Genomic DNA, 20,265 nt, shown 5'->3' on the forward strand with positions numbered 1-20,265 from the left:
GAGGGACCGCTTTGCGGTCCTTTCGCCGGCAAGCCGGCTCCCACAGGTTCGCCACTGACCGAAGGTCGGCGATGTAACTGTGGGAGCCGGCTTGCCGGCGAAAGGGCTGCAAAGCAGCCCCGGCGATTTCAGCCCTGAGGCTTCTCGGCCGCCTGCCACAGTACTTCAGCAATGCCTTGCCGTCGCCCAATGATCCGCGCTGCCACGAACAACAGATCCGACAACCGGTTGATATACGCCAATCCCACCCCTTCCAGCGGCTCAATGGCATTCAACTGCTGACACCGCCGCTCCGCCGCCCGCGCCTGGCTGCGGCACACATGCGCCTGGGCCACCAGTGCCGACCCACCCGGCAGGATGAAGTTCTTCAGTGGCCCCAACTCGTCGTTCCAGCGGTCAATCGCGGCCTCCAGGCGCTCCACTTCAATGCTGTTCAGCGCCTGGTAACTGGGCATCGCCAACTCGCCCCCCAGGTCGAACAGCCGATGCTGACAAGGCGCCAGCACCTCGATCAGCTCGCCCAACCCTGCCTCGGCCAGACCCGCCAGCAACACGCCGAGCTGGCTGTTGAGGCTGTCCACCTCGCCGATTGCCTCGACGCGCGGATGGTCCTTGGGCACTCGGCGCCCGTCGCCCAGGCCGGTTTCACCTTTGTCGCCGGTGCGCGTATAGATCTTCGACAGGCGATAGCCCATGTCATGTCTCCGTGTTCAGGGGGGCCGGTTGGGCCTGGTTCAGGGGCAGGCGCAGGGTGAAGCAGGTGCCCTGGCCCGGGGTGGACTGTACTTCCATCTGCCCCTTGTGGTTGTTGGTGATGATGAAGTACGACACCGACAGGCCCAGGCCGGTGCCCTGGCCGATCTCCTTGGTGGTGAAGAACGGCTCGAAGGTGCGCTTGCGCACCGTCTCGGGCATGCCGACGCCGTTGTCCTCGACCTGGATTTCCGCCCAGGGCGGGTTGAGCCGGGTGCGCAAGGTAATACGCCCGGGCTCGCTGGGTTGCGGGCGCTGGTGGATGGCCTGGGCGGCGTTCTTCAACAGGTTCAGCAGCACCTGCTCCAGTTCGTTGGCGGTGCAGGGCACCGGCCCCAGCTGTGGGTCGAACTGGCGGACGATGGCCTGGCCCTTGAAGTCGAAGCCGATGGCCAGGTCGAAGTCGTTGCCGGCGATCTCCACCGCCTGGTCGATCAACGCCGGCAGGTCGCAAGGGGCGAGTTGACGGTTGCTGCGACGGCTGAAACTGAGCATGTGGGTGACGATCTTGGCGGCCCGTGCGCCGGCTTGCTGGATGCCGTCGAGCAACTGTGGCACTTCGCGGCTGTCCAGGTAGCGATTGACGGCTGGCAGGTCGATGCCCAGCTCGCTGGCTTGCTCCTGGTTGCGCGGCAGGTCCGGCGACAGGCGGCGGCGGATGTTCTGCACGTTGTGCAGGATCGCGCCCAGCGGGTTGTTGATTTCGTGGGCCATGCCGGCGGCCAGGCCGCCGACCGAGAGCATCTTCTCGGACTGCACCATCATTTCTTCCAGTGACAGACGCTGGGTGATGTCGTCGATACGGATCACCACGCCGCGTCCGCCACCGCCCATCAGCGGGTAGAAGGTCAGCGCGTAGTGGCGCAGGTCCTCGCCCTTGGGCCAGGTGACGCGCTCGACCTTGGCGACCCGGTGCTTCTCCACGCTCTCCTTGAGCTGCGGCAAGAACGGCTTGAGCGGCTCGAATGCGAGGAAGATCGGCTGGTTCAGCGCTTCGTCCAGCGGTGTCCCGGAGAGCACCGTGGCCTCGTGGTTCCACTGGGTGACGTAGAGCTGTTCGTCGAGGGCGATCAGCGCCGAGGGCATCGAGTCGATGATGCTGTTCAGGTAGTTCTGGAAACCGGTGAGTTTTTTCTCGATCTTGCTGCGCACCTGGACTTCCAGTTCCAGCTTGCGGTTGGTATGGCGGGTTTCCTCGGCCAGGCCCTGGGCCTGGTCATAGGCATCCTGGAACTCGTCACGGGTGCGCTTGAGCTGCTGCTCGCGGGCTTCGATGCGCGACAGCATGGTATTGAACGCCTCGGCCAGGCCGCCGATTTCGTCGTCATTGCCGCGCTGGGCGCGCAGGGCATAGCTTTCCTCGCGGGTGACCTGGCGGGTCAGTTCTTCGAGGCGATTGATCGGCAGGGTGATCAGGCGCTTGATCTGCCGGGCGATGAGCAGCCACAGCAGCACACTGAACACCAGGATGGCCAGGCTGGCGGAGAGGGTGCCGGTGTAGAACGCCGTGGGTAGTTCACTGCTGGCCACCAGCAGCAGGTGTGCGGGGGGCGCGGCGTTGCGTGGCAGGCGGATCAGCTGGGTACTGCGAAACTCCATCAGGCGCCAGCCATCGATGTTGCGGTAGCGCTTGGGCAGGCTCAGCGGCTCGCCATGTTGCAGTTGCGCCAGCAGGCGCCCGTCGCCGCCGTAGATGGCCGCCGCGCGCAATGGCGAGTAGCTGTCGAGCTCCTTCAGTAGCGCCGTGGCGGCTTCCGGCGAGTCGCCGGCCCGTGAGGACAGCTGCGGGTTGGACACCAGCTTGCCGATGGTCTGCAGGGCTTGGGGCGCCATGCTCTCCTGGGTGATCCAGTAAGCGGCGCTGATGAAGGCGAGGTTGGCCACCAGCAGGATGGTCACCAGCAGCACCAGCAAGGCCGCCAGCAGCTTCTGCCCGACCGGTAGGTTTTCCAGGCGTTGACGCAGGGTCATGGGTCTGAGGGTGTCCGTATCCGATGAATGGGCAGAATCAGTCGCTGCGCAGGCCACGCGCCTGCAGGTTATCGACCAGGCGCCGGTGCAGGTGTTCCAGTTGCGGCACTGCCAGGCCGTGTCGGCCAGCGGCGCGGCAGGCGTGGCCGAGCAGGTATTGGACCTCGGTGCGCCGGCCATGGCGGACATCCTGGTACATGGAAGAGTAGTTGGCCGCGGTGGCCAGGATCACCCGCTGTACTTCCTCGTGCAGGTCGCTGGCCGCTTCGGGCTGGCCGCAACGGTGCAGCAGGTTGACCAGTTCGTCGCACAGTGGGTCGACTTCGGTCAGGTACCCGAGCAGGCCGCCATTCTGGCAGTCGTGCAGTACCGTCAGCGGGTTGATCGCACAGTTGAGCGCCAGTTTGCGCCACAGGCGAGCAGGGATGTCGAGCGCCCACTGGGCCGGTATGCCGGCGTCGTGCAGGTCGTCGAACCAGGATGGCATGCCGGGGCTGGCCGGATCACCCAGCCAGTTGAAGCCGTGGCCGGCAAAGCGAACCTGCCAGTCGGCTTCGCGGAACGCGCCCTCGGTGCTGGAGGCGAAGATGCAGCGGGCGTGGGGCACCTGCTCGGCAACCTCGTCCTGGCTGCCCAGGCCGTTCTGCAACAGTACCAGCTCGGCGCCATGGGCCAGCCTGGGGGCCAGGCGCGCCACGGCAGGCGCGGCGTCGTAGGCCTTGCAGGCGACCAGCAGGCGATGGATCGGGCCGGGCGCGTCGAAGCTCTCCGCAGGGATCGCATAGTGGTGCTGGGCATCCTGCTCCACCAGGGTCAGCCCGCCCTTGCGTTCATAGGCGGCCAGGCGCTGCTGGTCGCGCAGGATCAGGCGAACCGCCTTGCCGGCGCGGGCCAGGCGACAGGCCCAGAGGCTGCCGAGGCTGCCGGCGCCGAGAATATGCCAGGTGCTGCTCATCTGCGTTTCGCAACCCGTTATAATGAGTCCGCATTTTAACCCCCTAACCCTGACGCGCTCCATCTTCAAGCTGAGCGCGCTGTTTTTTTATGGAGAACCCCATGCCTTCGTTCGACGTGGTATCGGAACTGGACAAGCACGAAGTCACCAACGCCGTGGACAACGCGGTGAAGGAACTGGACCGCCGCTATGACCTCAAGGGCAAGGGCAGCTTCGAGTTCAAGGACAAGGAGCAGACCGTGATGCTGACCGCCGAGGCCGAGTTCCAGCTCGAGTCGATGGTCGAAATCCTGCGTCTGGCTCTGGTCAAGCGCAAGATCGACGTCAAGTGCCTGGAAGTGAAGGACGCCTATCCGTCCGGCAAGGAGATGAAGCAGGAAGCCAAGTTCCGCGAAGGCATCGACAAGGAACTGGCGAAAAAGATCGTTGCCCACATCAAGGACGCCAAGCTCAAGGTCCAGGCCTCGATCCAGGGCGAGCAGGTACGCGTCACCGGCAAGAAACGTGACGACCTGCAGGAGGCCATCGCCGCGTTGCGCGCGAAGGAATTCGACATGCCGCTGCAGTTCAACAACTTCCGCGACTGATCGCACGGCGGCCCGGAACCTTGATGGCGCATTGATGTCCATCGGGGTCCGGGCCGCTGGCTTTGTGTTGCCCGCTTCACTGTGTACTTGCCGTTCGGCATCAGGAGATAAACATGGATTTGAACGCTGAAGTCGATCAGCTGGTTCGCCAATCGCAGACCTGGGTTCCCTTGATCATGGAGTACGGCAGCCGCCTGTTGCTGGCGCTGCTGACCCTGGCCATCGGCTGGTGGATCATCAACAAGCTCAGTGCCCGCCTGGGCAAGCTGGTCGGCCTGCGTGCAGACGCGGCGCTGCAGGGCTTCATCAGCACCCTGGCCAACATCGTGCTGAAGGTGCTGCTGATGGTCAGCGTGGCGTCGATGATCGGTATCGAGACCACCTCGTTCGTCGCCGCCATCGGTGCCGCCGGCCTGGCCATCGGCCTGGCCTTGCAAGGCAGCCTGGCCAACTTCGCCGGTGGTGTGCTGATCCTGATGTTCCGTCCGTTCCGTATCGGTGACTGGATCGAGGCCCAAGGTGTCAGTGGCACCGTGGACAGCATCCAGATCTTCCACACCGTGCTGCGCACCGGCGACAACAAGACCGTGATCATGCCTAACGGCAGCCTCTCCAACGGCATCATCACCAACACCAACCGCCAGCCGACCCGCAAGGTGGTGTTCGACGTGGGTGTGGATTACGACGCCGACCTGCAGAAGGCGCGCAATGTACTGCTGGAGCTGGCCCAGGATCCGCGTGTGCTGCAGGACCCGGCGCCGCAGGCGGTTATTTCGACCCTGGGTGACAGCTCGATCACCGTGTCGCTGCGCATCTGGACCAAGACCGCCGACTACTGGGACGTGATGTTCATGCTCAACGAGCATGCCCGCGACCGGCTCAAGGCAGAAGGGATCGACATTCCGTTTCCGCAGCGAGTGATTCGCGTGGTGCAGGAGACCGTGGCGTAACATAAGCGTCCGCGAAATCGGGGCCGCTTCGCGCCCCATCGCCGGCAAGCCGGCTCCCACAGGGTCAATGGTCAACCTGTAGGAGCCGGCTTGCAGGCGATGGGGCGCGAAGCGGCCCTGTTTTTTACACTTGTTCACAGCCAGGCGCTGCCATATCTGGCATACACCCTGATCTTGCCTGCCAACCCGATGTTCGCCATGAAACCTCTGCTGTATATCACCCCCCTGCGCGCCTTGCTGTTCGGCCTGACCCTGGCGCTGTTCGAACTGTTGACCTACCTGGCCAGCGACGCGGTCATGCCCGCCATGCCGGTAGTGGTCGGCGATCTCCAGGCCAGCCCCGAATACATTCCCCATGCCCTCAACCTCTACCTGCTGGGTGGCGTGCTGCTGCAGTGGCTGATCGGCCCGTTGGCCGACCGCTATGGCCGGCGCCCGCTGTTGCTGGGGGGCTGTGTGTTCTTCGGGCTGGCGTGCCTGGCGGCCTTCTGGGCGCAGGATATTGGTGTGTTCAACCTGTTGCGGCTGTTGCAGGGCATCGGCCTGGGCTTTGTGGTCACGGTCAGCTATCCGGCGCTTAACGAGGCGTTCAGCGAGGCCGACGCGGTGCGCATGATGGCGCTGCTGGCCAACATCGCGCTGCTGTCGCCGTTGCTTGGCCCGCTGGTGGGCACCTTGATGCTGCAGTGGCTGGACTGGCGCTGGCTGTTCGTGGCCTTCGCCGCCGGCGCGGTGCTGTGCTGGCTGCTGCTCTACCGGCTGATGCCGGAAACCCTGGGCGTGGAGCGCCGCGACGGTTCGCGCCTGCCGTTCACGCCCATCCACCTGCTGCCATTGCTGGCGGGTTACGGTCAGTTGCTGGGCAACCGTCGTTTCGTGGCCGGTAGCGCGGCGCTGGGGCTGGTGGGGTTGCCCCTTATCGGCTGGATCGGCCTGTCACCTGTGCTGCTGATCCATGATGAAGGTCTGAGCACGATGGAATACGCATTGTGGCAACTGCCGGTGTTCGGCGGGTTGATCCTGGGCAACCTGATCATCAACCGCATCGCCGATCGCTACCCGCTGCCGGCGTTGGTGCGTGGCGCCCTGTGGCCTTACCTGGCGGGCCTGGCGCTGATGGTCGCGGCCACCTGGTTCTGGCCGACGGTGACCAGTGTGGTGGCCGGCATGTCGCTGTACGCGCTGGGTCTGGGCGTCGCCAACGCGGTGCTGTACCGCATGACGCTGTTCTCCAGCGAGCAGAGCAAGGGCCTGGTGTCGGCAATGCTGGGGATGATCACCATCGCCCTGCTGGGCCTGGGCGGCGCGGTGTTGGCGATGCTGGGTGCCGGTGCGAGCCTGATGCATTTTGCCCTGGCCGCGGGCGTGGCGGGTGCGTTGGCGCTGTGGCCGTTGTGGTTCGTGATCGGCAGGCGCCGTGCGGTGGTTGCAGGCTAGACGCATCGCGGGGCAAGCCCGCTCCCACGCAGTGCCCAAAGAAAGTATGCGTGGGAGCGGGCTTGCCCCGCGATAAGGCCGATGATGGCTTAGTGTTGTTCAGCTGCCGGGCTCTCCACCGGCGCCGGCTTTCCCCGACCGACTTCCTGGCGCCAGTGCAGCGCGATCAGCACCAGCGTCGGCACGCCCAGCAGGGCGGTGACCAGGAAGAAGTCGTGATAGCCGAATTTCTCCACCATGACCCCGGAATAGCCGCCGATCAGGCGCGGCAGCAGCAGCATGATCGAGCTGAGCAGGGCGTACTGGGTGGCCGAGAACTTCAGGTTGGTCAGGCTCGACAGGTAGGCGACGAAGGCCGAGGTGGCGAGCCCCGAACTGAAGTTGTCCAGCGAAATGGTGACCACCAGCATTTCCAGGTTCGGGCCCATGTCGGCCAGCATCAGGAACAGGATGTTGGTGGCCGCCGAGGCCGCGCCGCCGATGAACAGGATCGGCAGGATACCGAAGCGCACGATCAGCAGGCCGCCGGCGCCAGCGCCGACCAGGGTCATGATCAGGCCGAAGATCTTGCTGACGCTGGCGATCTGGTCCTTGGTGAAGCCCATGTCGATGTAGAACACGTTGGCCATCACGCCCATCACCGTATCCGACATGCGGTAGGTGGCGATCAGCCCGAGCAGCAGCAGGGCCTGCCAGCGATAGCGCACGATGAAGTCGTTGACCGGCGTGAGCACCGGCGCCAGGCCGCGACGGCCAAGGGACGACAGGCACGCCCAGGTCAGCAGTACATAGAGGATCAGGCGCAGGAAGGCGCGGTCTTCGAGCAGCAGGTCGAGCAGGGTCGCGTCGCCGAACGCCACGCTGCCCCAGTCGGTGTTGAACATCTGGGTGAAACTGGCCGGTACCGAGACCAGCAGGATGATCAGCACGAACACCGACGCCAACTGGTGCATCAAGCCATAGCGTGCGGCCGACAGCTGGGTACGCAGGGGGACGGGGGGCTCACGCATCACCAGGGTGGTGAACACCGCCGGCAGCATCAGCACGCCGAACAATACGTAGGTGCCGGTCCAGGCTTCGTGCAGGTAGCTGAAACCGGTGGAGCCGAACCACTCGGCGAAGAACAGTGCACCGGCGGTGGCAAGCAGGGCGGCGACCCGGTAGCCGGCCATGTAGCTGGCAGCCAGGGCAGCCTGGCGCTGGTCGTCGGCGATCTCCAGGCGATAGGCGTCGACGGCGATGTCCTGGGTCGCCGAGGCGAAGGCCACCAGTACCGCCAGGGCGACCAGCCACGACAGGTGTTTCTGCGGGTCGCAGAAGCCCATGCCGACCAGCCCGAGCACCACCAGCAGTTGCGACAACAGCAGCCAGGAACGGCGCCGGCCCATGCCGCCGAGCAGCGGCAGGCGCCACTGGTCGAGCAGTGGCGACCAGACCCATTTGAACGCGTAGGCGAGGCCGATCAGGCTGGCATAGCCGATGGTCTCGCGGGCCACGCCGGCTTCGCGCAGCCACACCGACAGCGTCGAGAACACCAGCATGTACGGCAGGCCGGCGGCGAATCCGAGCAGCAAAAGTACCAAAGTTGACGGGCTGGCATAGGCAGCGAGCGCAGCGCGCCAGGTTTTACGGGGCATGGGCCAACATCTGCCTCAAGGTTTGCGAAAACAAAGCGCGCACTCTAACCGCTGTGCTCCATCGGACGCCAGCCATGGCGCGCCATATCCACACGATTATTGGCCACATTCACGCCTTCTGCGCGCAGCCGGGCGCGTTGTTCGTCGCCAGACGGCGTGCCCAGGGCCAGGCTCAACCTGCCACCCGCGCCCAGTACCCGGTGCCAGGGCAGGCGGGTGTCCTGGGGTAGCTGCGAAAGTGTGCGTCCTACCCACCGCGCCGCGCGGCCAAGGCCTGCAAGCTCGGCGAGTTGTCCGTAGCTGACGACCTTCCCCGGCGGTACTTGGCCGAGGACGGAATACAGTGCCATTCGTCGGGCTTGTGCATCCTGCGCAGCGGGCGGATCGAGGGCGTACATCAGAAGATCCCTGTGCTGCAGATGAAACCGGACAGAAGGTTCCGGCAAATGCGAGTGGAACTCATCGGCATGGTCTGGGTCTGTCCTTGCTCAGGTTGTCGGTATCTGGATAATGCCCGGCTTTTTCGTCGAATCGAACCCATATTGCGCTTATGTCTTCTAGAACCCTGCTGTGCCTCATCGCTGCGTCCCTTTGTACGCCCGTGCTCGCCGATACCGTGTGGATGAAGAACGGTGACCGCCTGAGCGGCAAGATCAAGGTCTTCGACGGCGGCAAGCTGCTGCTGGAGACCCCCTATGGAGGTTCGATCGCCCTGGACTGGAAACAGGTGCAGACGCTGGAAAGCGATCAGGAACTGCTGGTCAAGCAAGATGCCTACAGCGGCGAGAAAGCCAAGGCATTGAAGGCCGCCGAACCCGGCAAGGTGACCCTGGCCAACGGCGAGGCACCGAAGACCGTCGAGCTGGCCAGCATCGAGCAGATCATGAAGCCGCGTCCGGTGCTCGAGGATTTCCTGTGGAAGGGCAACGTCGATGTGGCGATGGACTACAAGCGCGCCGAGAACAACACCGACGACTATGACGTCAGCTTCAAGACCACTGCCCGCCATGGCCGCTGGCGGCACAACGCCGAGGGCGAATACAACCGCGAGACCAAGGACGACGTCACCACCACCAACAACTGGAGCGCCGAGTACGCGCTAGACCGCTTCATAACCGAGAAGTGGTTCTGGCAGGGGCGCCTGGAATACAAGCGCGACCATATCGAGGATCTGGCCCGCCAGCGTACCGTCGGTACCGGCCCGGGCTACCAGTTCTGGGATGACGAGCTCGGCGCGTTCTCGCTGGGCTCGCTGATCAACCGCACCGACTTCGAGTACCGCGACGGTGGCAAGGACAACTTCTATTCCGCCGCGGTGAAGTGGGACTACAACCGTTACCTGATCGGCAAGAAGGTCGAATTCTTCACCAATGGCGAATTCGGCAAGCCGCTGGGCGGCGTGGCCGACTACTCGCTCGATGCCGAGATGGGCCTGCGCTACAAGGTGACCGAGTGGGCTTCGCTCAACCTCAAGGCGGAAAAGGACCTGATCAAGGGCACCCGCGACAGCGACCTGGACAAGACCCGCTATACCGCCGGTTTCGGCGTTACCTGGTAGATCGCAGGGGCGCTGCGCGCCCCATCGCCGGCAAGCCGGCTCCCACAGGGGCACTTCGACTCCTGTGGGAGCCGGCGATGGTCTGCGCAGCATACCCAGTGGCAGCGGCGGGTGATAATGCTTATCTTGTCACCCATCCAGTCCGCCGCCAGGAGCCCTACAGTGAGTACCAACGCCCTTCGCCCCGCCCGGGAACTGCTGCTCAAGGAATACCGCGGCGTCCTCTCCACGCATTCCAAATCGATGCCCGGTTTCCCCTTCGGCTCGGTGGTGCCGTATTGCCTCGACGCCGACGGCCATCCGCTGATCCTCATCAGCCGCATCGCCCAGCACACCCACAACCTGCAGAAAGACCCCAAGTGTTCGCTGCTGGTAGGTGAGCGCGACGCCGAAGATGTCCAGGCAGTCGGACGCCTGACGGTGATGGCCCAGGCGCGCAAACTCACTGACGATGCCGCCATCGAGGCTGCTGCAAGCCGGTACTACCGGTATTTCCCCGAATCTGCGAACTACCACAAGGCCCACGATTTCGACTTCTGGGTGCTTGAGCCGGTACGCCACCGTTACATCGGTGGTTTCGGCGCGATCCACTGGCTCGATCAGGTGACGTTGGCCAATCCGTTTGCGGGCCAGGTCGAAAAAAGCATGATTGAGCATATGAATGACGACCATGCCAATGCCATTGAACACTATGTAAAACTGTCGGGGCTGCCGCGCTCGGCGCACATGGTCGGTATCGACAGCGAGGGCATGCACCTGCGTATTGGTCAGGGCATTTACTGGCTGCCTTTCCCAACTACTTGCAATACGCCGACACAAGTCCGCGAGGCTCTGGTTTTACTGGCGCGCGCTGAAAAATGGCCGGATGCGACGCAAGTCGAGGGTTGAAAACAGGCGTCGAGGCATCCATCTGATGGTCTTACAGGAAGATTCTCTTCCGTCGAGGAACCCTTGATGCGTGCTTTTCTACTGCTGTTTCTTATTTTTCCTGTGCTGGAGCTGTTCGTCTTCGTCAAGGTCAGCGCCGCCATTGGCTTCTTCCCAGCGTTGCTGCTGATCATCGCCGGTTCCGCCCTGGGTGTGCTGGTGATGCGCGTGGCCGGCCTGGCTACCGCCCTGCGTGCCCGGGAGAGCCTGCAGCGCGGCGAACTGCCAGCCGAGGACATGTTCCAGGGCTTGATGCTCACCGTCGGTGGCGGCCTGTTGCTGCTGCCGGGTTTCATCAGTGACGTGCTGGGCCTGCTGTGCCTGCTGCCGTTCACCCGCCGCCTGGTGGCCGGCCGTCTGCGCCGCCGCGCCGAAGAGCAGGCCCTGCGTCAGCGGGCGTTCCAGGATGATCCGTTCCAGGCCCAGCCCCGCGATGACGGCCACCGTCCGAACGTGATCGAGGGCGAGTACGAGCGTCGCGACAAGTAACGCCGAGGGAGGATCGCGGGCTTGGTCGGCGATGGCTGGCGCTGTCGCGGGCCAAGCCTGCTCTCACGATGGCGTGGTGAAAAAATTTCCTTTCAAGCCTTGTAATCGATTTTGCCGGCCTCATGTATGTGGTCACCGCAAGGTTTCTGGTGGCGACACCAGACATGACACAGGTGGTTCGCCCTTTGCGAGCCACCCCCCGGCAACGCCGGATCGAATCAACCCGCCGGTGCTGACACCGGCCGATGAAAACCACAATTTGGGAGAGATCGACAATGAAGCTTCGTCCTCTGCATGACCGCGTCGTCATCCGTCGCAGCGAAGAAGAATCGAAAACCGCTGGCGGTATCGTCCTGCCGGGTTCGGCCGCTGAAAAACCAAACCGCGGTGAAGTCGTTGCCGTCGGCACCGGTCGCATCCTGGACAACGGCGAAGTACGCGCGCTGGCCGTGAAAGTGGGTGACAAAGTGGTTTTCGGCCCTTACTCGGGCAGCAACACCGTGAAAGTCGATGGCGAAGACCTGCTGGTAATGGCCGAGAACGAAATCCTCGCTGTTATCGAAGGCTGATTTCCCCGACTTCCCGTTACTCCAAAGAATTCCAAGGATTAAACGATCATGGCTGCTAAAGACGTAAAATTCGGCGATTCCGCCCGTAAGAAAATGCTGGTTGGTGTCAACGTTCTGGCTGACGCGGTAAAAGCGACCCTGGGCCCGAAAGGCCGTAACGTGGTCCTGGCCAAGAGCTTCGGCGCGCCGACCATCACCAAGGACGGCGTTTCCGTCGCCAAAGAGATCGAGCTCAAAGACGCTTTCGAGAACATGGGCGCCCAGCTGGTCAAGGAAGTTGCTTCCAAGGCCAACGACGCTGCCGGTGACGGCACCACCACCGCTACCGTCCTGGCCCAGGCCATCGTCAACGAAGGCCTGAAAGCCGTCGCTGCCGGCATGAACCCGATGGACCTCAAGCGCGGCATCGACAAGGCCACCGCCGCCGTCGTCGCCGAGCTGAAGAACCTGTCCAAGCCATGCGCCGATTCCAAGGCCATCGCCCAGGTAGGCACCATCTCCGCCAACTCCGACAACTCCATCGGTGAAATCATCGCCGAAGCCATGGAAAAAGTCGGCAAGGAAGGCGTGATCACCGTTGAAGAAGGCTCGGGCCTGGAAAACGAACTGTCCGTCGTCGAAGGCATGCAGTTCGACCGCGGCTACCTGTCGCCGTACTTCGTCAACAAGCCGGACACCATGGTTGCCGAGCTGGAAGGCGCCCTGCTGCTGCTGGTCGACAAGAAGATCTCCAACATCCGTGAGCTGCTGCCAGTTCTGGAAGCCGTTGCCAAGGCCGGCCGTCCGCTGCTGATCGTTGCCGAGGACGTCGAAGGCGAAGCCCTGGCTACCCTGGTGGTCAACAACATGCGCGGCATCGTCAAGGTCGCCGCGGTCAAGGCGCCAGGCTTCGGCGATCGCCGCAAGGCCATGCTGCAGGACATCGCTGTCCTGACCGGCGGCACCGTGATCTCCGAAGAGATCGGCCTGTCCCTGGAAACCGCCACCCTGGAGCACCTGGGTAACGCCAAGCGCGTCATCCTGTCCAAGGAAAACACCACCATCATCGACGGTGCTGGCGAAGAGTCCGACATCCAGGCTCGCGTCACCCAGATCCGTGCCCAGGTTGCCGACACCACTTCGGACTACGACCGTGAGAAGCTGCAAGAGCGCCTGGCCAAACTGGCTGGCGGTGTTGCCGTGATCAAGGTCGGTGCCGGCACCGAAGTCGAGATGAAAGAGAAGAAAGCCCGCGTCGAAGACGCCCTGCACGCCACCCGCGCAGCCGTTGAAGAAGGCGTGGTGCCTGGCGGTGGTGTTGCCCTGGTACGCGCCCTGGCTGCCATCGTTGACCTCAAAGGCGACAACGAAGACCAGAACGTCGGTATTGCCCTGCTGCGTCGCGCTGTCGAAGCGCCGCTGCGCCAGATCACTGCCAACGCCGGCGACGAGCCAAGCGTTGTCGCTGACAAGGTCAAGCAAGGTTCGGGTAACTTCGGTTACAACGCCGCTACCGGCGAGTACGGCGACATGATCGAGATGGGCATCCTGGACCCAGCCAAGGTCACCCGTTCGGCCCTGCAAGCCGCAGCTTCGATCGGTGGTCTGATGATCACCACCGAAGCCATGGTTGCCGACCTGCCGGAAGACAAGCCAGCTGCTGGCATGCCTGACATGGGCGGCATGGGTGGCATGGGCGGCATGATGTAAGCCAGCCTTACCCCCGGTACCAAGAAGAAGCCCCGCCTAGTGCGGGGCTTTTTCGTTTGCCAGATTTGCCCCGCGATGGTTAATCAGGCAGCGCTGTGTTCGGCCGCTGGTGTTTCGCAGCGGTTTCGGCGATACAGCACCAGGTAGTACGACCCCAGCCCGATCAGCCAGCAGAACACCGCCGTCCATACGTTGTGCGACAGGAAGTGCGCGCCCTGCATCATCCGCCCGATCGACAGCACCGAGCCGGCCACGAAGGCCACTGCCAGCGCGACCCGTGCCATGCGGGGCTTGCGGTCACGCAGCATGAAGAACAGGCCAAACAGGCAGAACCCGGTCGCCGCATGCCCTCCGGGCCAGCACAGCCCCGGCTTGTCGGTAGCCGGGCGGGCTTCGAGCAACTTGCTGTAGGTCTCCTTGCCACCGAACTGCGTCAGGCTCCACGGGCATTGCACCTGGGTCACCTTCTTCAGTGGCGTGACGAAGGCCGTCGACAGCGCCAGCGCCAGTACCAGGCAGCCCAACTCGCGGCGCCAGCCCAGCAGCCGGCTCCAGAAGAAGCTCAGGGCGAACCCGGCCACTGCCAGTAGACCGAACAGGATCACACCCTGCTTGACGCGGTCATGCAGGATATTCTCCAGCACATAGCTGTGGCGGCCGATGAACGCGCCGGCGGCCGGGTCGTAGAACAGGTTGGCCAGGTCCATGTCCAGCGAGGTCCACTCCAGCAGGACCAGGGTCACGACAGTGATGAATGGGATGCCCAGGTACAGCCAAAAATTGATCGGGCGAGGGGGGACGCTAGCCTGCATGGTGACTCCAGAAGGTGTAAGAGACGGGGCATTGTCGTTGGGCCGCTATCCTGTGTTCGTGAATGATCGGTGAAAAAACCGTCAAGTTCGGTGATTTCGATCCAGGGCATGGCACCATGCGGGCAAATGGCCGTAAGCTGCGCCTGCCGCGCCCGGCGAAGCGCCGCACAGGAGATCTCGATGCGCATTCTTTTGGTTGAAGACAACCGCGATATTCTGGCCAACCTGGCCGACTACCTCGGCATGAAGGGCTACACCGTCGATTGTGCCCAGGATGGCCTGTCCGGCCTGCACCTGGCCGCGACCGAACACTACGACCTGATCGTGCTCGACATCATGTTGCCGGGCATCGACGGCTATACGCTGTGCAAGCGCCTGCGCGAGGATGCCCGCCGCGACACCCCGGTGATCATGCTTACCGCCCGCGACCAGCTGGACGACCGCCTGCAGGGCTTCCGCTCAGGGGCCGACGACTACCTGCTCAAGCCGTTCGCGTTGTCGGAGCTGGCCGCGCGCATCGAGGCGGTGCTGCGGCGTGCCCAGGGGGGCGGCCGGCGAACCTTGCAGGTCGCCGACCTGAGCTACGACCTCGACACCCTGGAGGTGACCCGCCAGGGCCGCCTGCTCAAGCTCAACCCCGTCGGCCTGAAGCTGCTCGCCGTGCTGATGCAGAAGAGCCCCCACGTCCTGCGTCGCGAGGTGCTGGAAGAGGCGCTGTGGGGCGACGACTGCCCGGACAGCGACAGCCTGCGCAGCCATGTCCACCAATTGCGCCAGGTCATCGACAAACCCTTCGAAAGACCGCTATTGCATACCGTCCATGGCGTCGGCTATCGCCTCGCCGAGGGCCGCGATGGAGTTTAAGCAGAGCCTTGCCCAGCGCATCATCATCGCCTTTGCGCTGATGAGCGCGCTGGTGGCCGGGGCATTTGCCTTTGGCATTGTCGCCACGGTGCATTTGGTCGAAGAGCGGTTGATCTCTTCGGTGCTCGGTGGCGACCTGCAGCGCCTATTGCGCATGGACAGTGTCAGCGACTGGAGCCACCGGCCGCGCCCCGACCAGTTGTTCTACTTCAGTGGCGGGCGAGATGATTTCGAGCTGCCCAAGGACCTGCGCCACCTGAACGCCGGCTTCCACGAAGTATTTCGCGACCAGCTCTCGTACCACGCCATGGTCGAGATCGTCGATGGCCGACGTTATGTGCTGTTGCAGGACCAGAGCGATTTCGAGGAGCGCGAGCGGGTGCTGTTCGCCGTTGTCGTGGTCGGCTTCGTGCTCAGCCTGGCCCTGGCGGTGATTCTCGGCTGGTTGCTGGCCCGGCGGGTGATGGCGCCAGTGATCCGCCTGGCGCGCCAGGTCCGTCACCGTGATCAGCTGTTGGGATTGGCACCGCCATTGGCACCGGATTATGCCGCGGATGAGGTCGGCCAGTTGGCCGTCGCCTTCGACGATACCTTGGGGCGCCTGCGTGATGCCTTGACCCGTGAGCGCTTGTTCACCAGCGATGTCAGCCACGAGCTGCGCACGCCGCTGATGGTCCTGGCCACCTCGTGCGAGCTGCTGATGGAAAACCCCAACCTCGAGAGCCGCGCGCGCAGCCAGGTCGAACGTATCGCCCGGGCGACCGAGGAGATGCGCGAGTTGGTGAAAACCTTCCTGATGCTTGCCCGTGCCCAGCGCGATGAAGGTGCAGTCGCTTCGCGGGCGACCCTGCGCGAGGTGGGTGACGACTTGATCGGGGTATGGCGCGATACCGTCGAGCAGAAAGGCCTGGCGCTTTACTACGATGGCCAGGTCAGTGCCAGCCCGGTGCTGTACAACGCCACCTTCCTGCAGTCGGTGATGGGCAACCTGCTGCGCAATGCTGCCCACTACACCGACAGTGGATACATCCGCCTCAGCCTGGAAGCCAATGGCTTCAGTGTGGAAGACAGTGGCGTGGGGATTCCGGAAGAACAGCGCGAGGCGATGTTCCGGCCGTTCGTGCGCGGTGACGAGCGTCGGGGCGAGGGGTTGGGGTTGGGCCTGTCGCTGGTCCAGCGCATCTGCGACGACCAGGGCTGGCGCGTGACCCTGACGGCGACGCTGCCCCACGGCTGTCGTTTCCAGGTCGATCTGAGCCAGGGCACCCCGATGGCGCATGGCGAAGGGCGTGGCGGGATATTGGATCCGGATTAACGTCCGGTAACACCTGCGGAGCTTTCCTACAGATTTTTCACATCGGCATGACCTGACGCCAACGCCCACCTGCCTAAGGTGGGCGCACTGGAGTCAGGAGATGCTCAATGCGTAGCCCCATCAAACTCGAATTCTCGGACAAGTACGACCGGGATCATGCCCGCCAGTACTTCCTCAAGCACCAGGATGGCCTGGCTCGACGCCTTTCCCACCAGCGCGACGAGCAGCTGGCCCGGCGCGCCCTGGCGTTGGCCGGCGAGCCCGGGCTGGTGCTCGACCTGCCTTGTGGCGCCGGGCGTTTCTGGCCGCTGCTGGCGGAAAAGGCCAACCGGGTGATCATCGGTGCAGACAACTCCGCCGCGATGATAGAGACAGCCTGTGCGGCACAACCGCCAGAAGTCGTCGCACGGGTACGGCCCTTGCAGACTTCCGCCTTTGCCATTGACCTGCCGGACAACTCGGTGGACAGCATTTTCTGCATGCGCTTGTTCCATCACATTGGCGACCCTGCGCATCGAAAGACAATTCTCTCTGAATTTCAAAGGGTTAGCCGCGACAGCGTGATCCTGTCGCTGTGGGTGGATGGCAATTTCAAGGCCTGGCGCCGGCGCAAGCTCGAAGCGCGGCGCAGTGCCAAGGCGACACAGGACAGCTACCAGAACCGATTTGTGTTACCTGCGGCTACAGTGGAAGAAGAGTTTTCCTCAGCAGGCTTCAGAATTCAGGAACGTCTCGACTTTCTGCCGTTCTATGCCATGTGGCGAGTGTACGTATTGCGCAAGGGGTAAAGAGTCATGGCGGTAGCCCAGCATCATTCCAGGCAGTTCGATTATTACTGGCAGCAGCAAGGGGAATGGGTCGAGGAACCCAACCAGCGGCGTGGTGGCGAAAGCGGCGTGCAGCGGCTGAACGATGACCATGGCCATATGCTGTATGCCAAACGCCAGGTCGGGCATATCTACCGCAGCCTCCTGCATCCTTTCGGGCGCCCCACGGTGTTGCGCGAACTCGATGCATTGCACAGTTTCGAGCAGTTGGGCGTGCGGGTGCCGCGTATCGTCTATGCCGGTGCCGAGCGTGACGCCGATCACCAGTGGCGTGCGTTGCTGGTCAGCGAGGCACTCGATGGCTTTGTCGATCTCGATGCCTGGCATGCCTCGGGAGCTCGCGAGCATTATCCGCAGGCGGTGCACGAGCGCATGCTCAAGGATCTGGCCGACAACCTGGCGCGCATGCACCTGGGGCATTGGCAGCATGGCTGCCTGTACGGCAAGCATGTGTTCGTCAAGGTACTTGGCGAGGGGGAGCAGGCGCGGGTGGAGGTCGCGTTGCTGGATCTGGAGAAATGTCGGCGACGGATCAGTTGCCAGCGAGCAGCGTACAACGACCTGCGTCAATTGCGCCGCCACTCGTCGTTCAACGAGGCGCAGTGGCAGACCTTGCTCTACTTTTACCAAATGGCGTTTGGCAGCGCTGTCAAAGGTTTAGAGCAATGAAACTAGAAATCGCTCGAGCTTTGTTCCTGGTTGCGGCGTTGGCGGTGACCACCGCTGCGGCGGCAGCCTGGGAGCAGCCGCGGCCCACGGTGTTCAGCAAGGCCGGGGAGGGTGGGCAGTGCCCGTTGCCTCGTGTGGTGAAGGCAGAACAGGCGCAGGCTCAGCCGGATCATGATCTTTTACTGTTTCTGTTCGGGATGAGCCAGGGCCTGCGGCCGGTGGGTTGAGGCAGGTGGTCTTGACGTACGCCAGGGGATCTCCATGAGTCTCTGGCGTTTTGCCGTTTAATTCGCGGTGCTCGCCTGATAGCTGTCGATCACTTCCTGCGCCGCGCGAAACGCATCGATCGCCGCCGGCACCCCGGCATACACCGCGCAATGCAGCAGCGCCTCGCGAATCTCCTCGACCGTGCAGCCATTGTTCAACGCCCCACGCACGTGGCCCTTGAGTTCCTGCGGGCACTTGAGCGCGGTCAGGGTGGCCAATGTGATCAGGCTGCGGGTCTTCAGCGGCAACCCGTCGCGAGCCCAGACGCTGCCCCATGCATGTTCGTTGACGAAGTCCTGCAGCGGTTGGGTGAACGCCGTTGCGTTGCCCAGGGCGCGATCGACGAAGGCATCGCCCATTACCTGGCGACGGATGCTTTCACCGGTCTTTTTCTTGTCAGCCATGTTGTTTTCCTTAGTGTTGGCGGCGCCAGGCGCGGACCGTGGTGTACAGCAGTACGACCCCGAGCAGTGGCATTACATAGAACAGCATCAGCTGTTCGAGGCGTCCGGCCAGAGGCAGGCCGGTGGTGAAGGTCACCACGTGCAGGCCGTAGGCCAGGTAAAGACACAAGAACACCAGGCCTTCGGCGCGGGTGACCCGGTAGCCGGAATAGAACACTGGCAGGCACAGCGCGGCGACGCCGAGCATCACCGGCAGGTCGAAGTCCAGTGCATTGGGTGAAATCGACAAGGGGGCGGGGGTGGTCACTGCCGTCAGCCCCAGCACCGCCAGCAGGTTGAACAGGTTGCTGCCGATCACCGTACCCACGGCGATCTCCCGTTCGCCACGCAGGGCCGCGATCAGCGCGGCAGCCAGTTCTGGCAGCGAGGTGCAAACCGCGACCACGGTCAGACCGATGATGCGTTCGGACAGGCCCAGGTCGGTCGCCACCTCGACGGCTGCCTCCAGTACCAGGTGGCCCGCCAGGCTCAGCAGCCCCAGGCCCATGAGGATCTGCAGCAGTGCCCCGCTCCAGAAGCGCAGCGGGCTGGCGTGCTCGGTGCGTGGCGCCGGGTAGGTGCGGGCATAGTGCCGCGACTGATGCCAGAGCATGGCCAGGTAACCGGCCAGGCCGAGCAGCAGCAGGCCGCCTTCCAGCCGCCCCAGTTCGCCGTTGAGCGCGAGCAGGTAGACCAGGGCGCTGGCGAGGATCATCAGCGGGATATCCAGGCGCACCAGCTGGCGTGACACACGCAGCGGAATGATCAGTGCGGCAAGGCCCAGGATCACCAGCACGTTGAAGATGTTGCTGCCCACGACGCTGCCCACCGCGACATCCGGCGCGCCCTGGTAGGCGGCTTGCAGGCTCACGGTCAGCTGTGGCGCGGTGCTGCCGAAGGCGACCAGGCTCAGGCCGATGATCAGCGGGCGCACGTGCAGGCGGCCGGCCAGGCGCAGGGCGGCGCGTACCAGCAGCTCGGCACCGAAGATCATCAGCAGCAAGCCCAGGCCCAGTTGCAGCAGGCTGAAGGCGGGGAGGGTGGCCAGGTCGAAAATGGCGAGGGCTCCAGTCAGGTCAATCGCTCAGACCTTGTACCCGGACTCGCGCGGTTCCGCTACGGAGCATGCCGATTTTTTCTGCGGCGGCGCGTGACAGGTCGATCAGTCGGCCGCGGGTGTGCGGGCCACGGTCGTTGATGCGTACCACCACGCTGCGCTGGTTGGCCAGGTTGGTGACCAGCACACGGCTGCCAAAGGGCAGGCTGCGGTGGGCGGCGGTGAGGCCATGCTGGTTGAAGGGCTCGCCGCTGGCAGTGCGTTTGCCATGGTGGCGTGAGCCGTAATAGGAGGCGGTGCCGCTCTGGTCGTAGCCGCGAGGGTCGATGTCATGGCTGGCGCAGCCGGCCAGGAGGGTAAAGAGGGCGAGGGTGGTGAGGGAACGCTTGAGCAATTCGGAAGCTCCGCTGTCACTTCGAATCATCGCGGGGCAAGCCCGCTCCCACGATCTGGGAGCGGGCTTGCCCCGCGATCCGGATCCCCCTTCGA

23 protein-coding genes are annotated in these 20,265 nt (G+C 63.8%); 14 read left to right on the plus strand and 9 right to left on the minus strand.

What is annotated here, in order from left to right:
• Positions 1 to 128 precede the first annotated feature (128 nt).
• The 3 genes from ACQ4OD_RS16750 to ACQ4OD_RS16760 are packed head-to-tail and all read right to left on the minus strand — an operon-like array spanning position 129 to position 3,679.
• Complete coding sequence (locus ACQ4OD_RS16750) at positions 129 to 695, minus strand: cob(I)yrinic acid a,c-diamide adenosyltransferase (protein WP_430944597.1); 567 nt, start codon at positions 693 to 695, stop codon at positions 129 to 131.
• Between the two features lies 1 nt (position 696).
• Positions 697 to 2,724, minus strand: a complete 2,028-nt coding sequence (locus ACQ4OD_RS16755) for a sensor histidine kinase (RefSeq protein ID WP_102682684.1) — start codon at positions 2,722 to 2,724, stop codon at positions 697 to 699.
• Positions 2,725 to 2,761: 37 nt separating this feature from the next.
• Positions 2,762 to 3,679, minus strand: coding sequence for a putative 2-dehydropantoate 2-reductase (locus ACQ4OD_RS16760; RefSeq protein WP_430944598.1), 918 nt, complete (start codon positions 3,677 to 3,679; stop codon positions 2,762 to 2,764).
• A gap of 101 nt (positions 3,680 to 3,780) precedes the next feature.
• Here ACQ4OD_RS16760 and ACQ4OD_RS16765 point away from each other — a divergent pair, with 101 nt between their 5' ends.
• The 3 genes from ACQ4OD_RS16765 to ACQ4OD_RS16775 all read left to right on the plus strand — a co-directional run bounded on the left by ACQ4OD_RS16765 (position 3,781) and on the right by ACQ4OD_RS16775 (position 6,653).
• Positions 3,781 to 4,266 carry a YajQ family cyclic di-GMP-binding protein gene (locus tag ACQ4OD_RS16765; protein WP_139668800.1) on the plus strand — a complete coding sequence of 162 codons (486 nt, stop codon included), beginning with the start codon at positions 3,781 to 3,783 and terminating at the stop codon, positions 4,264 to 4,266.
• 113 nt (positions 4,267 to 4,379) lie between these two features.
• The gene (locus ACQ4OD_RS16770; RefSeq protein WP_023631294.1) at positions 4,380 to 5,216 is read left to right on the plus strand and encodes a mechanosensitive ion channel family protein; all 837 of its coding nucleotides are present in this window, start codon (positions 4,380 to 4,382) and stop codon (positions 5,214 to 5,216) included.
• A 198-nt stretch (positions 5,217 to 5,414) separates the two neighbouring features.
• Entirely contained in the window at positions 5,415 to 6,653 is a 1,239-nt protein-coding gene (locus tag ACQ4OD_RS16775; protein ID WP_110700435.1) for an MFS transporter, read from the plus strand.
• Between the two features lie 89 nt (positions 6,654 to 6,742).
• On the opposite strand, the gene ACQ4OD_RS16780 is transcribed toward ACQ4OD_RS16775, so the two are convergent.
• Together ACQ4OD_RS16780 and ACQ4OD_RS16785 are read right to left on the minus strand one after the other, a co-directional pair.
• Positions 6,743 to 8,290: an AmpG family muropeptide MFS transporter gene (locus ACQ4OD_RS16780; RefSeq protein ID WP_102682686.1), complete on the minus strand. Its 1,548-nt coding sequence runs from the start codon at positions 8,288 to 8,290 to the stop codon at positions 6,743 to 6,745.
• 44 nt (positions 8,291 to 8,334) lie between these two features.
• The gene (locus tag ACQ4OD_RS16785; RefSeq protein ID WP_198754384.1) at positions 8,335 to 8,688 is read right to left on the minus strand and encodes an MGMT family protein; all 354 of its coding nucleotides are present in this window, start codon (positions 8,686 to 8,688) and stop codon (positions 8,335 to 8,337) included.
• A 152-nt stretch (positions 8,689 to 8,840) separates the two neighbouring features.
• Between ACQ4OD_RS16785 and ACQ4OD_RS16790 the strand changes: the two genes are divergently transcribed.
• From ACQ4OD_RS16790 to groL, 5 genes are all read left to right on the plus strand, one after another.
• Positions 8,841 to 9,848, plus strand: a complete 1,008-nt coding sequence (locus ACQ4OD_RS16790) for a DUF481 domain-containing protein (protein WP_102682688.1) — start codon at positions 8,841 to 8,843, stop codon at positions 9,846 to 9,848.
• A gap of 162 nt (positions 9,849 to 10,010) precedes the next feature.
• Positions 10,011 to 10,736, plus strand: a complete 726-nt coding sequence (locus ACQ4OD_RS16795; RefSeq protein ID WP_139668804.1) for a HugZ family protein — start codon at positions 10,011 to 10,013, stop codon at positions 10,734 to 10,736.
• Between the two features lie 66 nt (positions 10,737 to 10,802).
• Positions 10,803 to 11,264 (plus strand): FxsA family protein, encoded by a 462-nt coding sequence (locus ACQ4OD_RS16800; RefSeq protein ID WP_102682690.1) that lies wholly within the window; start codon positions 10,803 to 10,805, stop codon positions 11,262 to 11,264.
• Positions 11,265 to 11,539: 275 nt separating this feature from the next.
• Positions 11,540 to 11,833 (plus strand): co-chaperone GroES, encoded by a 294-nt coding sequence (locus ACQ4OD_RS16805; RefSeq protein WP_003260750.1) that lies wholly within the window; start codon positions 11,540 to 11,542, stop codon positions 11,831 to 11,833.
• Between the two features lie 48 nt (positions 11,834 to 11,881).
• Positions 11,882 to 13,522: a chaperonin GroEL gene (groL, locus tag ACQ4OD_RS16810; protein WP_046856989.1), complete on the plus strand. Its 1,641-nt coding sequence runs from the start codon at positions 11,882 to 11,884 to the stop codon at positions 13,520 to 13,522.
• Between the two features lie 83 nt (positions 13,523 to 13,605).
• Here groL and ACQ4OD_RS16815 read toward each other — a convergent pair whose 3' ends face one another.
• Positions 13,606 to 14,334 (minus strand): phosphatase PAP2 family protein, encoded by a 729-nt coding sequence (locus tag ACQ4OD_RS16815; protein WP_198754386.1) that lies wholly within the window; start codon positions 14,332 to 14,334, stop codon positions 13,606 to 13,608.
• Positions 14,335 to 14,396: 62 nt separating this feature from the next.
• On the opposite strand from ACQ4OD_RS16815, the gene ACQ4OD_RS16820 reads away from it, so the two are divergent.
• The 6 genes from ACQ4OD_RS16820 (at position 14,397) to ACQ4OD_RS16845 (ending at position 18,236) form a co-directional block, all read left to right on the plus strand.
• Positions 14,397 to 14,534 (plus strand): hypothetical protein, encoded by a 138-nt coding sequence (locus tag ACQ4OD_RS16820; protein WP_177485988.1) that lies wholly within the window; start codon positions 14,397 to 14,399, stop codon positions 14,532 to 14,534.
• The gene (colR, locus tag ACQ4OD_RS16825) at positions 14,515 to 15,198 is read left to right on the plus strand and encodes a two-component system response regulator ColR (protein WP_102682693.1); all 684 of its coding nucleotides are present in this window, start codon (positions 14,515 to 14,517) and stop codon (positions 15,196 to 15,198) included. Before ACQ4OD_RS16820 ends, colR begins: the two co-directional genes overlap by 20 nt.
• Entirely contained in the window at positions 15,188 to 16,513 is a 1,326-nt protein-coding gene (locus ACQ4OD_RS16830) for a sensor histidine kinase (protein ID WP_139668808.1), read from the plus strand. Before colR ends, ACQ4OD_RS16830 begins: the two co-directional genes overlap by 11 nt.
• Positions 16,514 to 16,620: 107 nt before the next feature.
• Positions 16,621 to 17,301, plus strand: coding sequence for a class I SAM-dependent methyltransferase (locus ACQ4OD_RS16835; RefSeq protein ID WP_046856985.1), 681 nt, complete (start codon positions 16,621 to 16,623; stop codon positions 17,299 to 17,301).
• Between the two features lie 6 nt (positions 17,302 to 17,307).
• Positions 17,308 to 18,009: a lipopolysaccharide kinase InaA family protein gene (locus ACQ4OD_RS16840; RefSeq protein ID WP_198754387.1), complete on the plus strand. Its 702-nt coding sequence runs from the start codon at positions 17,308 to 17,310 to the stop codon at positions 18,007 to 18,009.
• Entirely contained in the window at positions 18,006 to 18,236 is a 231-nt protein-coding gene (locus ACQ4OD_RS16845; RefSeq protein ID WP_139668812.1) for a hypothetical protein, read from the plus strand. The genes ACQ4OD_RS16840 and ACQ4OD_RS16845 overlap by 4 nt, the downstream gene beginning before the upstream one ends.
• Positions 18,237 to 18,293: 57 nt before the next feature.
• On the opposite strand, the gene ACQ4OD_RS16850 is transcribed toward ACQ4OD_RS16845, so the two are convergent.
• The 3 genes from ACQ4OD_RS16850 to ACQ4OD_RS16860 all read right to left on the minus strand — a co-directional run bounded on the left by ACQ4OD_RS16850 (position 18,294) and on the right by ACQ4OD_RS16860 (position 20,170).
• The gene (locus ACQ4OD_RS16850; protein WP_102682698.1) at positions 18,294 to 18,680 is read right to left on the minus strand and encodes a carboxymuconolactone decarboxylase family protein; all 387 of its coding nucleotides are present in this window, start codon (positions 18,678 to 18,680) and stop codon (positions 18,294 to 18,296) included.
• A 10-nt stretch (positions 18,681 to 18,690) separates the two neighbouring features.
• Positions 18,691 to 19,734, minus strand: a complete 1,044-nt coding sequence (locus tag ACQ4OD_RS16855; RefSeq protein ID WP_110700417.1) for a calcium/sodium antiporter — start codon at positions 19,732 to 19,734, stop codon at positions 18,691 to 18,693.
• 61 nt (positions 19,735 to 19,795) lie between these two features.
• Entirely contained in the window at positions 19,796 to 20,170 is a 375-nt protein-coding gene (locus tag ACQ4OD_RS16860) for a septal ring lytic transglycosylase RlpA family protein (protein WP_046856981.1), read from the minus strand.
• Between the last annotated feature and the right edge of the window lie 95 nt (positions 20,171 to 20,265).

Source organism: Pseudomonas sp. WC1 (assembly GCF_050586565.1).
Lineage (GTDB): Bacteria > Pseudomonadota > Gammaproteobacteria > Pseudomonadales > Pseudomonadaceae > Aquipseudomonas.

Excerpts from the sequence above, each read along its gene's own strand:
- ACQ4OD_RS16750 (WP_430944597.1), bottom strand. The coding sequence starts at position 695 with ATGGGCTATCGCCTGTCGAAGATCTATACGCGCACCGGCGACAAAGGT.
- ACQ4OD_RS16755 (WP_102682684.1), bottom strand. The coding sequence starts at position 2,724 with ATGACCCTGCGTCAACGCCTGGAAAACCTACCGGTCGGGCAGAAGCTG.
- ACQ4OD_RS16760 (WP_430944598.1), bottom strand. The coding sequence starts at position 3,679 with ATGAGCAGCACCTGGCATATTCTCGGCGCCGGCAGCCTCGGCAGCCTC.
- ACQ4OD_RS16765 (WP_139668800.1), top strand. The coding sequence starts at position 3,781 with ATGCCTTCGTTCGACGTGGTATCGGAACTGGACAAGCACGAAGTCACC.
- ACQ4OD_RS16770 (WP_023631294.1), top strand. The coding sequence starts at position 4,380 with ATGGATTTGAACGCTGAAGTCGATCAGCTGGTTCGCCAATCGCAGACC.
- ACQ4OD_RS16775 (WP_110700435.1), top strand. The coding sequence starts at position 5,415 with ATGAAACCTCTGCTGTATATCACCCCCCTGCGCGCCTTGCTGTTCGGC.
- ACQ4OD_RS16780 (WP_102682686.1), bottom strand. The coding sequence starts at position 8,290 with ATGCCCCGTAAAACCTGGCGCGCTGCGCTCGCTGCCTATGCCAGCCCG.
- ACQ4OD_RS16785 (WP_198754384.1), bottom strand. The coding sequence starts at position 8,688 with ATGTACGCCCTCGATCCGCCCGCTGCGCAGGATGCACAAGCCCGACGA.
- ACQ4OD_RS16790 (WP_102682688.1), top strand. The coding sequence starts at position 8,841 with ATGTCTTCTAGAACCCTGCTGTGCCTCATCGCTGCGTCCCTTTGTACG.
- ACQ4OD_RS16800 (WP_102682690.1), top strand. The coding sequence starts at position 10,803 with ATGCGTGCTTTTCTACTGCTGTTTCTTATTTTTCCTGTGCTGGAGCTG.
- ACQ4OD_RS16805 (WP_003260750.1), top strand. The coding sequence starts at position 11,540 with ATGAAGCTTCGTCCTCTGCATGACCGCGTCGTCATCCGTCGCAGCGAA.
- groL (WP_046856989.1), top strand. The coding sequence starts at position 11,882 with ATGGCTGCTAAAGACGTAAAATTCGGCGATTCCGCCCGTAAGAAAATG.
- ACQ4OD_RS16815 (WP_198754386.1), bottom strand. The coding sequence starts at position 14,334 with ATGCAGGCTAGCGTCCCCCCTCGCCCGATCAATTTTTGGCTGTACCTG.
- ACQ4OD_RS16820 (WP_177485988.1), top strand. The coding sequence starts at position 14,397 with ATGATCGGTGAAAAAACCGTCAAGTTCGGTGATTTCGATCCAGGGCAT.
- colR (WP_102682693.1), top strand. The coding sequence starts at position 14,515 with ATGCGCATTCTTTTGGTTGAAGACAACCGCGATATTCTGGCCAACCTG.
- ACQ4OD_RS16830 (WP_139668808.1), top strand. The coding sequence starts at position 15,188 with ATGGAGTTTAAGCAGAGCCTTGCCCAGCGCATCATCATCGCCTTTGCG.
- ACQ4OD_RS16835 (WP_046856985.1), top strand. The coding sequence starts at position 16,621 with ATGCGTAGCCCCATCAAACTCGAATTCTCGGACAAGTACGACCGGGAT.
- ACQ4OD_RS16840 (WP_198754387.1), top strand. The coding sequence starts at position 17,308 with ATGGCGGTAGCCCAGCATCATTCCAGGCAGTTCGATTATTACTGGCAG.
- ACQ4OD_RS16845 (WP_139668812.1), top strand. The coding sequence starts at position 18,006 with ATGAAACTAGAAATCGCTCGAGCTTTGTTCCTGGTTGCGGCGTTGGCG.
- ACQ4OD_RS16850 (WP_102682698.1), bottom strand. The coding sequence starts at position 18,680 with ATGGCTGACAAGAAAAAGACCGGTGAAAGCATCCGTCGCCAGGTAATG.